Raw genomic sequence first — 15,473 nt, 5'->3', positions numbered from 1 at the left:
CGTTTACGTTTATTTGGCTTGGTACAAAGCGAAGCTCAGTGCAGGTACGGTCACCTTAATCACACCATCGCTTAAGTTGAACCTAGTCGCTTCAACCAGCCCTTCATAATGTGTTGATTGCGCGGGCAACGTCAAGCTAGCGGCTTCAGTACCAGCATTAAACACCGCTAAATACTCTTTGCCTTGTGGCAATTTACGAGCAAATGCAAACATCATCGAGTCCTCATTAAAATACCGGCTCTCATATTGCCCTCGGCGCAATGCCTCATGTTGATGCCTGAGTTGCGCTAAGTCACTCAGCGCCAGATAAATCGGGTGCAGAGGGTCAAAGTTGTTATCCGCGGTGCTCGCGCTGCTTCCCAGTAACGGATCGTCGTTGTCGCTGGCCACCAAAGAAGGGAACATATCTTGTCTGGCGTTTACGTCATTACCGTCACCGGTAAACCCCTGCTCGTCTGCGTAATACACAACAGGTATACCGCGAGATAAATACATAAACGCATGAGATAAAATACTGCGTTGCAGTTTTTCTTCGTTGCTAGCATCAGGTACCCCTTGCTCGATAAAATAACCGGTGCGGCCCATATCGTGATTACCTAAAAAAGTCATTAATAAATCCGCTTGGCTGTCTTCATCTGTATATAAATCATCCTGAGCGAACAAGGCATCAATAGTTTGGGGGTTACGTTTACGATAGAACACGTCAGCAGCGGCTTGTTGAAAACCGAAATCCAGCACGGATGGCAACTTACCTAGTGTGGTAAAGCGGCTTAATTGCGCAGGGTCTGGGTCATACACTTCACCGAAAATATGAAAATTAGGGATGCCCTGCTCTTGCGCATAAGCCATTATCGAAGGGCTGAACGTCTGCCAAAATGGCATGCGCACATGGCGCACTGTATCAATTCTGAAACCATCGGGTTTAAATTCTTTGATCAAATCTTTGTAGATTTCGATCATGCCCTGCAACACCTTAGGATTTTCTGTATCTAAATCATCGAGTCCACTGAAATCACCGTTTAACGAGCTCTCCCCGGTAAAGGTGGTATCCCCCTGGTTGTGGTAAAATTGCGGATCGTTTAGCCAAGCGGGTACTTTGACCGTTTGCTCCCTAAGCGGCACGAAAGGCGTGTAGTCGTCACCCTCAGCAAGCTGCTGTAAAGATTTATACAAGCAGTGGTTCTCTGCCTTAAAATCACCGTTGGCATGATGGCACTCTTCATACTTCACCACGTCGGCAGTGTGATTAGTGATGATATCGAAAAACACTTTAATGCCTTTTTCATGTGCTGTGGCAATTAGGCTTTTAAGGTCATCGTTCGAGCCGAAATGCGGATCGATCTCTGTGAAATCCACTATCCAGTAACCATGGTGGGCAACGCCATCCCTTTGAACCGCTTTATTGCGCAATATGGGCGTCATCCAAATGGCGGTGATCCCCATGCCTTGCAGGTAATCAAGTTTCTGCTCAATGCCCTGCATATCACCACCATGAAAACCTCGGTTTGACGTTGCATCGAAGCCACCAGCAGAAATACCGCCCTCTACAGCCCCATTATCATTGCTTGAGTCACCATTGTTAAACCTATCCGGCATCACGAAATAAAACACATCGTCGCGCACATCACGCAACAAATAGTTATCGTCTGGCAGTTTGTTGTTCGCTTTACCGATGCCAGCGACCTTGCTCTCGCTGTTTACTGTCTGCTGCGTATCCTGATTTTCGGCGGTGCCGCAACCAGCAATAACCACAGCAAAAAGAATAAGTGATAATGCTTTGCTCAATATCATGCTGCAGTGTCCTTCATCTTAGCTTTTACAGTAAAACCGCAATCTTCAATTGCCGCTATTCCTATGGCTTCATCTTCTAATTCGCTTAAACCGCTCACGCCGACTGCCCCCACACACTTTGTATCAGCAAATACTGGCACACCACCTGCGATCCCAGTAAATTTAGCATCATTCCAATATCCCATGTCTTTATGGGTTTCTTGCGCCCACGTGGCGAGTTGGCGCGTAGTTTGTCGCTCTCGTGCTGCAGTATATGCCTTGGTTTGCGCCAAGACACCCGCTTGCAAGCTGGCGTCATCCATACGACTGAAGCACAACAGTTCACCGTGACCATCGGTGACACAAATCGCGATGTGTTGATTATTTGCATGCGCCGATGTTATGGCTGCTTGCATCATGTTTGTTGCTGTATTTAAATTCATTAAAGCGCTCTTTTGATTTTATTTGCTGTTAATTGCGGCTGCTAGCTATTACTAAGTGGCAACTGATAATAAGTAAGTAAACCCTCATTACGGTAACTCGTGGCCTTTAGCACTTTCATACAAGGCGTACCAATGTTCGCGACTGAGCTGAATATTCATGGCTTGGCAAGACGCCGCGATCCGCGCACAGTCTGTGGTACCAATAACGGGTTGTAGCTGCGCAGGATGCCGCATTAACCAAGCGAGCACTATCGCTTCAGAGCTTGTGTTATAGACACCAGCTAGGGTTGCGACCAACTGACTAGTGCGTTGTACGGCATCCGATTGCCCCTTTACATCGCGCCCTGAATACACGCCCTGGGCTAAGCTCCCCCAACTTTGTAGTTGTATGTTTTGACGGCGACAGTATTCCAACGTACCCGACGTAAAATTGATGTGGCGCCCTTCACTGTTCCCCGCGTAAACGCCTTCATCGATCCAGTCTTGTTTAAGTAAACTGGCTTCAATTTGATTGGCCACTAACGGTTCATCCAATGCGCGTTGCAAGAAGGCGATTTGATGATGCTGCATATTGGACACGGCAAAATGATGTACCTTGCCTTCACGCTTTAAGGCCTCAAACACCCGAGCAATTTCTTCAGGTTGCATCAGAGGGTCCGGTCTGTGCAGCATAAGTACATCTAAATAGTCTGTGTTTAAACGTTGTAAGCTGCTCTCAACCGAGGCTTCGATCCAATCTGCTGACAGGTCATACCGTTTTGGGCCATTGGCATCCGCAAACCGGATCCCACATTTCGATTGAATGTAAATTTGTTTACGTAACTGCGGGCGCTCACTAAGTACCTTGCCAAATACCTGCTCGGCTTTACCAAGCGTGTAGATATCTGCGTGGTCAAAAAAATTGATCCCTGATTCCAAAGCGGTATTCACGCAATCATTAGCCTGTTCGACATGCGCGTCAGTAATGGGTGAATCATCCCAATTGCCACCAAGACCCATGCAGCCATAGGCAATTGAACTGACATTGGGTAAATAGTGAGCTAGGGGGAAATACGAACTTGTCATGACGGTCTCTTAAAGGAATATAGTGGTTGAGCACAGTGTAGTGAGTTAACAGCAAAGCAAAAGAGAGAGTTAGTGAAAACATTGTTTGATATAGCGAACAATGGGGCGCTAGAATATCAATATTATTTTCCAGTGTGAACGTTTGCTATGAGCCGTGAACATAAAAAGTTTGAACGCTTAATTTTATTCAGTGAAGTAGCAAAGCAATTAAGCTTCACCCGCGCAGCACAAGTGCTTTCAATATCCCGTGGGTATTTGTCAGAGCAAATTCGTAAGCTTGAACAAGACATGGATAAACATTTATTTATTCGCTCTACACGTCATGTATCGCTCACCGAGGAAGGGGCGCAATTATTGGCTGGCATGAATCAAATAAAGCGCTCACTACTGGCCCTAGAGCGTGAAGTTCGTCACGACAATGATGCCCTTGAGGGCGAGCTACGCATCACTGCACCCAACCAATTTGCTCAACGTTATATTCTGGATTTATGTGCTGAATTTCAAGCGTGCTATCCCGCCATTTCGGTTAGTGTTGATTGCAGCTACACCACTTACGACCTTTCTCAGAATGATTTTGATTTAGCCTTTAGAGCGACCAAAACGCCCCCACAAAACATGGTTGCTAAGAAACTATTTGATTATCGTCATACCTGTTGTGCCAGTCCTGAGTATTTAGCTAAACACGGCGACCCCAAGCGCATTGAGGACTTAGGGGCGCATATTTGCTTAAGTCAGTCGCCTAAGACCCACTGGCAATTTGCTGAGCACAAGGTGAATATTAATAGCACGCTAGCGGTTAACGACAATTTTATTCTTAAGAAGCATGCCATGGCTGGAAAGGGCATTATTTTAGTGCCCGAATATGTTGTCGAGGAAGAGGTTAGCTCAGGTGAGCTGGTTCCTTTGTTGGGCAACGCATTAAGCCCAGATTTTGCCATGTATCTTATTCATCCCCAATTGATCCATCAATCGGCTAGGTTAAAGGCATTTATTGCCTTTACTAGAGAGTACTTTGATAACAGAGGTTGAGGATTACTGAATAGGAGCTGCCATAAAAAATCCCCATTACCGGCAATCAGTAATGGGGATGTCACGTTTGCTCATGCGCGCAGTGTTAGTATGTGTTTACAATGCAGCCGCTAAACGAGTACCTTGATCGATTGCGCGTTTCGCATCAAGCTCGGCAGCGACATCAGCACCACCGATTAGATGATACGGCTTGGTTAAACCTTCCACTAATTCTCGCAGTGGCTCTTGGCCGGCACAAATAATAACGTTATCTACGTCCAGCACTTGCACCTCTTCATTCACTTTAATATGAATACCTTGGTCATCAATTTTCAAGTACTCACAACCGGCAACCATGCTCACGCCTTTACTCAGCAAACCAACACGATGTGCCCAACCCGTGGTTTTACCCAGACCTGCGCCTACTTTGGTGGTTTTACGCTGTAGTAAGAAAATTTCTCGTGGCGAAGGTGCTGGTTGGGGTTTAACACCTTCAATACCGCCACGAGAAGAAAAGGTCATATCAATGCCCCACTCTTTCATAAAGGCAGGAATATTCAAGCTAGTTGACTCGCCCGAGTGGGATAAAAACTCAGATACGTCAAAACCGATACCACCAGCGCCAATCACAGCCACTTTTTTGCCTACCGGTTTGTGCTCTTTAATGACTTCAATGTAGGTCATGACTTTCGCATGGTCGATACCTTCAATCGGTGGTGTGCGTGGCTCAATACCCGTAGCCACAATCACGTCATCAAAATCGCTATCGTTTAAGTCACTTGCGCTGACGCGTGTATTGAGCTTAACGGTCACATTGTGTAATTCGAGCTGACGTTTAAAGTACCGAATGGTCTCATAAAACTCTTCTTTGCCCGGCACTTGCTTAGCAATATTGAATTGCCCACCTAGCTCATCGGCAGAATCAAACAAGGTCACCGAATGACCTCGCTCAGCAGCGGTTTTAGCCGCTGCAAGCCCTGCAGGGCCAGCGCCAATAACGGCAATTTTCTTGGCAGCTTGTGTGGGGAGTATATTTAACTCTGTTTCATGGCAGGCTCTAGGGTTAACCAAACAACTGGTCATCTTGCCTTCAAACACGTGATCCAAGCAGGCCTGGTTACAACCGATACAGGTATTGATTTCATCAGAGCGGTTTTCGATAGCCTTAATAACAAAATCAGGGTCGGCTAAAAACGGGCGCGCCATAGACACCATATCAGCATCGCCTCGGGCGAGCACTTGCTCAGCCACTTCAGGGGTGTTAATACGATTCGACGTGATAACCGGAATAGACAATGATTCGCGGAATTTTGCGGTTACCCAAGTAAATGCAGCACGTGGGACTTTGGTTGCTATGGTAGGAATTCGTGCTTCGTGCCAGCCAATACCCGTATTAATGATGGTCGCACCGGCTTTTTCAATCAACTTACCTAGCTCAACCACTTCTTCATAGGTGGAACCACCTTCTACCAAATCAAGCATTGATAAGCGGTAAATAATAATGAATTTCTCACCTACGGCTTCACGTACACGGCGCACGACTTCAAGGGGTAATTTAATGCGGTTTTCGTAACTACCACCCCACTCGTCGTCACGTTGGTTAGTACGAGCAGCAATGAATTGGTTTAAAAAATATCCTTCAGAACCCATGATTTCAACACCATCATAACCGGCTTTTTGCGCCTGAGTTGAGGTGAAAATGAAATCTTCTATCTGTTTTTCGATCCCATCGTCATCTAAAGCCTTAGGCTTAAATGGATTAATAGGCGCTTGCACCGCCGAAGGCGCAACCAAACTCGGGTTGTAAGCGTAACGACCGGTGTGCAGAATTTGCATACAGATTTTGCCGCCTTCGTTGTGCACCGCATCCGTGATGACTTTATGGTGAGCCACTTCTTTATCGTTGCTCAAGCGTTTGGTATTTTGGTGTGTTGCGCCCTCATCGTTGGGGCCGATGCCACCAGTCACGATTAGGCCCACACCACCTCTGGCACGTTCAGCGAAAAACTTCGCCATGCGTTCATGGCCGTTAGGCGCTTCTTCGAGGCCAGTATGCATTGAGCCCATCAATACACGGTTTCTTAATTTAGTGAAGCCTAAATCCAGTGGCTTAAGAAGATTTGGATATACACTAGCGCCTGCTAGATTTGCTGTTGATGTCGTCATTTTTTGGTCCTGTTTTGTTCTGAATCAGCGCTTACTTATTACGCTGCATACCACTGATATTCTTATGTAATTCTTCGTAAACGGGTTTGCGCTGCTCTTTCGCCGCGCTCATGGCTTCTTGTATATCCGGCATTTGGAACATACCTGTTTGCCATGTAGCCATGTAGTTCAATGCATCTGCTACGGTATGGTCACGGGTGTAGTTAATCATCTCTTTACAACCCGCTACGGCGAGAGGCGAATTACTGGCAATTTTGGCCGCTATTTTCATAACGCCTACGAGTAAACTTTCTTGGTCAGCAAATACTTGATTCACTAAACCAGACTCTTTGGCTTCTTTAGCGCCCATGTTACGACCGGTATAAGCCAGTTCGCGCACCAAGCCCTGAGGAATAAGGTGCGGTAAACGCTGTAGTGTGCCCACATCTGCGGTCATGCCAATTTCAGTTTCTTTAATGGTGAAGTAGGTATCTTCGGTGCAATAACGACTGTCTGCTGCGCAAACCATGTCAACTGCACCACCAATGACACCGCCCTGCATCGCCACTAATACAGGCATGCGAACGGATTCTAGGGCATTAAAACTGTCTTGCAGTTCGAGCACCATGCGACGCATTCGCTCACCTCGACGAGCAGGCTCACCCACAAAGTCCTTACCCATTTGAGTAAAAACTGACAGGTCCATGCCTGCACTAAAATGTTTGCCCTGCGAGGAAATAACAATGACACGCGCAGCTGACTGTTCATCAATTTTGCGCACAGTGGCCGGCAGTTCATGCCAAAAGATGGGGATCATACTGTTCAATGCTTCGGGGCGAGACAACTGAATATGAGCGATATGTTGGTCAATACTGACGCTCAAGGTTTCCAGCTTTGAAAAATCTAAATCAGACACGTTATTCTCCATTTTACGGATTTTAGGTTGCTAATTAGCGCGTTTTCTCGTGAAAAACGATGTCACGCCCATCAGCCAGTTAAACTAGACAACGTCAAGATAAAGTCTTATTTTGACGCTGTCAAGATGTGTGGTAAATTATCATTATGCAAAATACATCATCTAAAAAAGCTTCCGCCAAAGGCAGCTATCATCACGGCGACCTTCGCTCTAGTTTGCTTGAAGCAGCAAAAGCCATGCTTAGCGAATCGGGCATTGAAGGCCTTTCTTTGCGCAAATTGGCGGACCGGGTGGGTGTTTCACGCACGGCGCCCTACCATCACTTTAAAGATAAAAATGAGCTGCTGTGCGCCATCGCTCAAGAAGGTTTTGATCATTGGCATAGCAATGCTGAGCGTATTTTGACGCAAACCGACATCAGTAATCGAGAAAAGTATCACCAGTTTTTTCAAAGCTACATTGGCTACGCCGCTGAAAACCCTGAAATGTACGACCTGATGTTTGGCCGCACAATTTGGAAGCAGAACAGCGCGACTAAAGATCTGCGCGCCATTGCTTACCCTAGCTTTCAGCGCCAAGTTGAAATGACCAAAAAATGGCAAGAGCAGGGTCTAATGTCGCCACAAGAAGATACCCTTCGTCTTGCCCAGGTCACCTGGGGCACGATGCACGGCATCGCACGCTTATTAATAGACGGCATATACGCTGATCGCAGTCATATCGAAGAAATGTGCACTTGCGCAGTCAATTTATTTATTCGCGAGCCTGATTAAACATACGCTGCTCGTAAGCGTTGTTTAAATATTTTGCCGCTGTCTTCTCTTGGCAACTGATCATGTAGCTCTAGTTTTTTAGGCCATTTGAAACGCGCGATACGCCCGTCCAAAAACTCACACACTTGCGCTATCTCTAAATGTTGGTCTGGCTGACATTGAGCCGCCAGCACTATCATCTCGCCAAATTCACTGTCAGGAATGCCGAAGATTGCGCAATCGGCTATTTGCGGCATATGAATCAGAACGGCCTCTATTTCGGCGGGGAATATATTTGCGCCGCCTGAGATGATCATGTCTTTCTTACGATCGTTGATGAACAAGTATCCGTCGGCATCTAAATAGCCCATATCACCGAGTGTGGTGTAATTTTGGTAATGCAGGCCATCGAGCGTCCCCTGCGTATTGGTGTATTTAAACGGTCCAAACATGGGTAGATGTACGTAAATAGAACCTGATTCCCCCGTGGGCACTGGCTGCATAGCATCATCCAGAATAATTATCGAACCGCCTGCTATGGCTTTGCCTACTGAGCCGGGTTTCGCCAGCGACTCTTGAGATGAAATTAACGTCATAAAACCTAATTCACTGGCACCATAGGACTCAAAAAATATCGGCCCGAACCAGTCAATCATGCCTTGTTTAACATCAACAGGCCAAGCAGAGCCCGTGGATAATGCGTAGCGTAAACTCGACACATCGTATTTTTCACGTACCTCTTGTGGCAGCTTTAACAAGCGGATCATCATAGTAGGCACTATGTAGGTATGGGTTATTTTATGCTGCTGCACATCGGCTAGAAAGCGCTCTGGATCAAATTTAGGCTCGATAAATACAGTTACGTTTCCTGCCGCCAGGCAGCATAGTGTTAATGCATGTGGAGCACTGTGGTAAAGCGGCGCTGCTATATAGAAGCGATCACCGCTGTCTAACTGCATAAGCGCCTTTGCTAGGCCAGCAAAGACAGTGTAAGGATCGGGTCTTTGTTCATCGTATTCGCGTTTAATGCCTTTTGGCTTCCCTGTACTGCCAGACGTATATGAAAACATGCCCCTAAAGCGCTCAGGCTGACTTTCTATTTCAGGGGTATCACTAAGCACTGCGGCCAATCGTTCCCCATGGTTAGCAGCGCTGAGCCTATCGTCGGTCGAACTTTTTGCTGTGGGAACTTCATCGGACGGTGCGTAGCGGTGATTGATAACCTTTGGCGTATCAACCACTAAAACGGCTAAATCTGGGGGTAGCGGTTGCGTAAATTGATCCAGTAGATTGCTGTGGCCGACTAATACTTTCGCGCCACTATCACTAAGGATGGGCATTAATTCCGCTTGGGTGCCATGCCAATTCAAAGTGACATAATACGCCCCAACATAGCGACATGCCTCTACGACCTCGTAAAGCGTAGTATCGTTGCGTAGTAAAATGGCAATTACGTCACCTGTTGACACCCCTTTGTTTTGCAGTATTTGAGCAATTTTTCTCGCTCGGGATAACATGTCTTCACGCTTTACTTGTTCACCCGCTAAATGAAAATGGCCTGACATTCGCTTCTCCTATCCTTGGTATAGCGTCCCCTTCATTGCTTTAAGCAATTTTATCAACACCCAAGGTTTGATTAATAAATCGACAGTATCAGCAGGATAACCCAAGCAAGGCTTTGGTTTGCATCAGCATTTTAAATGGGAGGGTATATCTAAAGTGAATGGCCAGTATGCACTGCGCTGCTGCGACATAGTAGAGCACTGGGTCCGGTAAAAAAGCGCTGCTGCAAAAACCTCGTGCTCTAAGCGAAAGAAATGCCAAGTGAACTTAGGCCTGAAAGGCAATGTTTATTGCGCAGAGCCTTGACGCTCACTCAGTGTTTTTTAATACCCTCGGGCAGCGCTGCGAAATCAAATGCCGCTTCATTTGAGAAGTTTACGCAGCCTTTACCGGTTTTTTGTTTAGGGTAAAAGCATTTTGTACGCCGTAATGTGTTGAGCTTGGCAAGTATAAACCAACAAATGATGTTTTTAATTAGCGGCGGCTATCCAGCCATACTCTGTTCTGTTCTGCTCTGTTCTGCTCTGTTCTGCTCTGTTCTGCATGCGGGCATCTTATAATCCATAGGAAGACTAGCAAGAGGCGAACACAGTTCAATGCAGTTCATGGCTTTTATCAGCCGCTCGCGCTTGTCTACTTGGTATTAAAAATATATTCCTTTTCCGGCGCATTGCCGTTAATGACAAATTCACCAAGTGATGTGGATAATGTTTATTGTTAGGTAAACAAACGCATAAACCAGCCTTTCTCTAACTCTTTACGGCAACCCTTAAGTTGAGTTGCGTAACGCAACGAGCGCGCCTTGACGGTTTTGGCGACCTTTTGTAACCAGCGTTTTTTACGATAGCTTTTACGCTTATAACCGCCCCATCCTTCATGGTAATTCAGATATTGCAGCTCAGCGTCCCACTTTGAAACGCGGTTAATTTTGTTGGTTTTACTGATAAACCACCCCATGAAATCCATGGCGTCGTCAAAATCTTCTCGGCTCGCCCAGCCATTTCCTGTCTCGCGCGTGTAATCAGCCCACGTTGGAGTTTTAGCTTGGGAGTAACCATAAGCGCTGCTCACCCGCCCCCAAGGGATTAAACCGAAAAACACATAGTCTTTTGGCGGCAAAGCATCTGCCCGGAACGAACTTTCCTGATACATCATTGCCATAGGCACATGCATAGGCACGCCCCACTTTTCCGTCATGTCGTCAGCGGCATCAAACCAATCGCGTTTTTCGAAAAATATTTCACAAATATTACTGATGTTCTTCGGTGGCGTTGTGGTGCAACTGGACAGACAAAAGATGGAAGCAGCCAGCAGTAAAATTTGACCGAGCTTAATTTGACCGGACTTTGGATGAAGGTACACATTACGAGACATACGTCACTCTCGTCAAAAGTTATAGAAGAAGCACAAGTGTTGATTCATTCGCACCCAGTGAATGCCCATACTAACCCGATCGACATGACGATGGTAAGTAGGAGCAGTAAATCTGGCTAGATTATAAACAGATAACAAAAATTAAACTCACAATTGAACTATTCATGCGTGGCCGACTCTTATCTGTGTGTGTTTTAGTTTATGTGTGTTTCCAAAAATTTTTAGCCCGACATTTTGTCGGGCTTTTTTTTGCCCTTTTTTTGTCTTTTTTTTTGTACTTGCACGCACAAAACTTTGCTTAGATGCCATTCGAGCCTACATGCTTACTTCGCAAGCCCTGCTTTGAATGGGACCAACTGTCACTAAACGAACGGTTAGTAAAGAGTACAAGTGGTAAACGGCACCAGAAGCCAACACGTTATAATGTTGAATGGACGAAGCTTAGCTTTTGCTGAAACCAAAATGTTTAATTGAAAACACGCCTTGAGATGCGCTGTACGCCTTGCTGACTACCTTTTATGATTTTTTGTATATTTGTTTGAACTAACTGGCAGTACCTAGGGTCATAATTAGCGTGTGTTTTAGTTTATGTGTGTTTCCAAAAATTTTTAGCCCAACGTCTAGTTGGGCTTTTTTTTGCCTACTGTTTTGCATAATAACTACGCTCAATTCTTGTTTATGATCAAATACGAGTTAAGTTGGTTCTTGGTTCTTGGTTCTTGCAAAGCAAGTATTCTAAATCTGTCTCTCACAAAGTGCATTCAGCAGAGCACTCACTAAAGACACAGGGCTTTTTAGTGTTTCTGTGTTTCTTGTGTTCAGTAGCCCGTCGTTCAAAATCAAGGTAACCCAACTCATCCGGCTACCTTAGGACTCCAGCCCAAGTATTTCAGTTTTTTAGCATATTTGTTTGAACTAACTGGCAGTACCTAGGGTCATAATTAGCGTGTGTTTTAGTTTATGTGTGTTTCCAAAAATTTTTAGCCCAACGTCTAGTTGGGCTTTTTTTTGCCTGTGATTTATATTTTACGTTGGTTCTCGCGCAAACTCTTTTTCGTTTCCTACCCTTTGTTACTACTTTTTGACCTAACCTAATACGCCTGCTGGATTCTTACGCGATCAAAAACCACTGTCATTAAAGTACCTCTGAGTAACCAAGGTGAGCAAAGACAAGCAGCTGCAGTATTCAGCGTTAGCTGAACTCATGGCGTATTACGTATTACGTATTACGTATTACGTCACGATATCGGTTTATTAACGAGCTCAAGTAAACCTACGTATGATGATAAAAACAGCCCGTAGGCCGCTAAATTAGTACTATCGACCAAAAAATTTAATTTTTGTTATTTTTTTGGGAACTATTTTTCGATATTTACGGTCATATTTAGCGTGTGTTTTAGTTTATGTGTGTTTTCCGAGTAAACTATTTGGCCCGACTTTTAGTCGGGCTTTTTTTTGACCTAAATAAAATTAGAAAAATGCCCATCACGCTGAAAAATTTACCGCTAGCATCTACCCTAAACAATGTCTCCGGTGGGCTTATTTCGTATTAAATTTGCGCCAATTTCATACCAATCGATAAATAATTATTTTTTGACTCTTTTTAATGAACTAAATAAAGGATAGGTTGGTCATACTCGGTGTGTGTTTTAGTTTATGTGTGTTTCCTGAATAAACTATTTAGCCCAGCTCTTTAGCTGGGCTTTTTTTTGACCATAATGAAATCACCTAGCGAACCAAATTGTTGCTCATCTAAACCCTGTCTAAACTGATTGCGCTATTCGTTTAATGCTTTCAGCATAATAGATAGATTTTTTACTGCCTGAACTCCCTAATCAATTTTTTTCATCTTTTTGTGAACTAAAGACGGAACACGCTAGTCATATGTAGCGTGTGTTTTAGTTTATGTGTGTTCCCGATTAAACTATTTTAGCCCAGCTCTTTAGTTGGGCTTTTTTTTGACCTAAGATCACGTCACTTTTCCAGACATCAAACGAACCAAGCGCTAACCGCTAGTCCTCCTATCTTGAGATAACCATCAGAAGGGATTGATTTAGTACCGATAGTTACGGAATTTATCTTTTTATATTTTTGTTGAACTAAATAGTGATGTGCCAATCATATCTAGTGTGTGTTTTAGTTTATGTGTGTTCCCGATTAAACTATTTTAGCCCGGCTCTTTAGTCGGGCTTTTTTTTGACCGATGAAAAGTCCCTAAGGCAAGGAAAAGTCACGTAAATTAGATAGGAAAGAACAGACAATATCGACGCCTCTCAAATGGATAAACTTACTCGCCTCACTACCAATTTAGTACCGATAGTTAACTAATTTATTTTTTGCATTTTTGTTTGAACTAAATTGAGAGTATATGGGTCATACTTAGTGTGTGTTTTAGTTTATGTGTGTTCCCTTATTAAACTATTTAGCCTGGCTTCTAGCTGGGCTTTTTTTTACCCTAAAAAGGTCAAATAAGAACACGTTTTTCAGCCCCCATGGTTATCCGTTTTGTGATTTTTTCCTCAATTATTCTCAAAGTGCGTTCTACACCGCCAAAATGACACCTATTAAAAAAAAATTTTATTTTCGTGAACTAACACCATTTGCTTCGGTCATAAGTTATGTGTGTTTTAGTTTATGTGTGTTCCCAAAATTTTTAAGCTCAGCTTTTTAGCTGGGCTTTTTTTTGCACTGACCAACAGTTTAGCAAGTAGCAACAGGCATAAAAAAACCCGGCGTAGGCCGGGCTTATCTAATAAAACCGCTACCAAGCTAATTAAACTGATAGGTAAAATAGTCACTTAAGAATTGATCAAAGCTCACCGTGTCAGACTTCTCGATATGATGCTGAGCATCCAACGAGCTCACAGCATGCTGACTAAGCTTTTCTGCGTCGAAGAAGTGATATTCAGCTTCATTTAGGCTCTGCTTGTACGCTGAGGCCAATTCTACCCCTAGCGTGCCATTATCTTTGTTCTCACCTAGTAATATTGCTAATACCTTGGCAGAAGGTGTTAACGCTGGATCAACAATTTTTTGCCACTCTTGTTCTACCGCTTGACTGTATTCTGCCACGGCATGGTTACTGTCCAGTACTTTGGCCACTTCTCTCATGCCTGCAAACAATTCAGCGGCCCATTGGGTCATTGGTACAGATTTACCCTCTTTCGAGAGCATCAGTTCAGGGTCGCGACCATGATCAACCACGGCACGTAAGTTAGTTTCTGTTTCACGGTACGAGTCTGGCGTCATATCCGGGCTCGGCATCACCACACAATACACAAGAAAAACATCTAAGAAGAAAAACTGATTACGCTCGATGCCAATATCACTAAACGGATCCACATCCAATGCGCGTACTTCTATGTACTCAACCCCTCGAGCTTGCAAAGCGTCTGTGGGCTTCTCTAACGGTTTTGTGGGTTGTTTCGGACGGATGGGTGAGTACAGCTCATTTTCTATCTGTAACATGTTGCTGTTAAGTTGCTGGTATTGTCCGTCTTTCTTGCCCGCGTATTTCTCGAATATTTCTGAGGGCGTACTAATGGCTTTGCGTAACGAGGCTATATAACTGTCGACTTGGTTGTAACATGTCATCAACCCCGACTGAGCACTGTTAGTGTAGCCAAGATCACTCATACGTAATGACGTTGCATAAGGTAGATAGAGCGACCCTTTACCGATGGTTTTAAAAGGTAAAGTGGTGTTTTTACCTTTGATAAATGAACTGCATAATGCAGGTGACGCGCCATATAAATAGGGAATTAACCAGCAGAAACGCCGATAGTTTCTGATTAACGCGAAATAAGCTGCTGACTTCGTTTCTTTATTATTTTCGCTACTTTCGACTTTATCTAGCCAAAGATCCCAAAAACTGTCTGGCAATGAAAAATTAAAATGCACTCCCGCAATCGCTTGCATCATACTGCCATATCGATTCTTTAGGCCTTCCCGATAAAGGCTTTTCATTTTACCCACATTAGATTTGCCGAACTGCGCAATGGGGATCTCATTTTGATCATCTATGTAGCAAGGCATACTCATAGGCCACAAACATTCATCACCAATATTGGCGAGTGCAAATTTATGCACGTCACGAAGCTGGCCCAATGTTTTATCAACATTTTGCTCAGGTGGTGTAATAAACTCCAAAAGGGACTCAGAGAAATCAGTCGTAATGTAATCGTGGGTTAAAGCGGCCCCCAATTTTTCATTGTGGGGCGTTTGCGCTAACTTACCATTAGGTTGAATGCGCAGCGCTTCACGCTCTATTCCATGGCTTATGCCCGCTAATGTAGAAGCAAGGTCTTCTTTCGCTAGGATGGCTAAACGCTCGCTAAAATCTTTATCTAATGTTTGCAAAGTAAATTCCAATAGTGTCAGCAACCCACAGTAAATGGGGAGCGTAAAAGTTATTTCAAGGAATATAGACCCTCGCTA

Annotated in this window: 10 protein-coding genes; 2 read left to right on the top strand and 8 right to left on the bottom strand. The window is 44.5% G+C overall.

Annotation, left to right across the window (positions count from 1 at the left end; genetic code table 11):
- Positions 1-9: 9 nt before the first annotated feature.
- From AC0VYA_RS06660 to AC0VYA_RS06650, 3 genes are all read right to left on the bottom strand, one after another.
- The gene (locus tag AC0VYA_RS06660; protein WP_475490469.1) at positions 10-1,791 is read right to left on the bottom strand and encodes an alpha-amylase family glycosyl hydrolase; all 1,782 of its coding nucleotides are present in this window, start codon (positions 1,789-1,791) and stop codon (positions 10-12) included.
- Positions 1,788-2,213 (bottom strand): GlcG/HbpS family heme-binding protein, encoded by a 426-nt coding sequence (locus tag AC0VYA_RS06655; protein ID WP_475490468.1) that lies wholly within the window; start codon positions 2,211-2,213, stop codon positions 1,788-1,790. The genes AC0VYA_RS06660 and AC0VYA_RS06655 overlap by 4 nt, the downstream gene beginning before the upstream one ends.
- A gap of 87 nt (positions 2,214-2,300) precedes the next feature.
- On the bottom strand, positions 2,301-3,278 hold the full coding sequence (locus AC0VYA_RS06650; RefSeq protein WP_473479369.1) for an aldo/keto reductase: 978 nt from the start codon (positions 3,276-3,278) through the stop codon (positions 2,301-2,303).
- Between the two features lie 147 nt (positions 3,279-3,425).
- Between AC0VYA_RS06650 and AC0VYA_RS06645 the strand changes: the two genes are divergently transcribed.
- Positions 3,426-4,307 (top strand): LysR substrate-binding domain-containing protein, encoded by an 882-nt coding sequence (locus tag AC0VYA_RS06645; RefSeq protein ID WP_475490467.1) that lies wholly within the window; start codon positions 3,426-3,428, stop codon positions 4,305-4,307.
- A 96-nt stretch (positions 4,308-4,403) separates the two neighbouring features.
- On the opposite strand, the gene AC0VYA_RS06640 is transcribed toward AC0VYA_RS06645, so the two are convergent.
- Positions 4,404-6,452, bottom strand: a complete 2,049-nt coding sequence (locus AC0VYA_RS06640) for an oxidoreductase (RefSeq protein WP_475490466.1) — start codon at positions 6,450-6,452, stop codon at positions 4,404-4,406.
- Positions 6,453-6,483: 31 nt separating this feature from the next.
- On the bottom strand, positions 6,484-7,359 hold the full coding sequence (locus AC0VYA_RS06635) for a crotonase/enoyl-CoA hydratase family protein (protein WP_475490465.1): 876 nt from the start codon (positions 7,357-7,359) through the stop codon (positions 6,484-6,486).
- 134 nt (positions 7,360-7,493) lie between these two features.
- Here AC0VYA_RS06635 and AC0VYA_RS06630 point away from each other — a divergent pair, with 134 nt between their 5' ends.
- A complete protein-coding gene (locus AC0VYA_RS06630) occupies positions 7,494-8,120 on the top strand; it encodes a TetR/AcrR family transcriptional regulator (RefSeq protein WP_011574214.1) in 627 nt (208 codons plus the stop codon).
- On the opposite strand, the gene AC0VYA_RS06625 is transcribed toward AC0VYA_RS06630, so the two are convergent.
- From AC0VYA_RS06625 to gshA, 3 genes are all read right to left on the bottom strand, one after another.
- Entirely contained in the window at positions 8,117-9,664 is a 1,548-nt protein-coding gene (locus AC0VYA_RS06625; protein ID WP_475490464.1) for an AMP-binding protein, read from the bottom strand. The genes AC0VYA_RS06630 and AC0VYA_RS06625 overlap by 4 nt on opposite strands.
- A gap of 715 nt (positions 9,665-10,379) precedes the next feature.
- Complete coding sequence (locus AC0VYA_RS06620; protein ID WP_011574212.1) at positions 10,380-11,036, bottom strand: transglycosylase SLT domain-containing protein; 657 nt, start codon at positions 11,034-11,036, stop codon at positions 10,380-10,382.
- A gap of 2,769 nt (positions 11,037-13,805) precedes the next feature.
- A complete protein-coding gene (gene gshA / locus AC0VYA_RS06615; RefSeq protein ID WP_475490463.1) occupies positions 13,806-15,395 on the bottom strand; it encodes a glutamate--cysteine ligase in 1,590 nt (529 codons plus the stop codon).
- Positions 15,396-15,473 lie beyond the last annotated feature (78 nt).

Source organism: Paraglaciecola sp. QJM3NY_14 (assembly GCF_056173245.1).
Note: the sequence above shows the minus strand (reverse complement) of the source record. Positions and strands in the feature narration are given on the sequence as shown.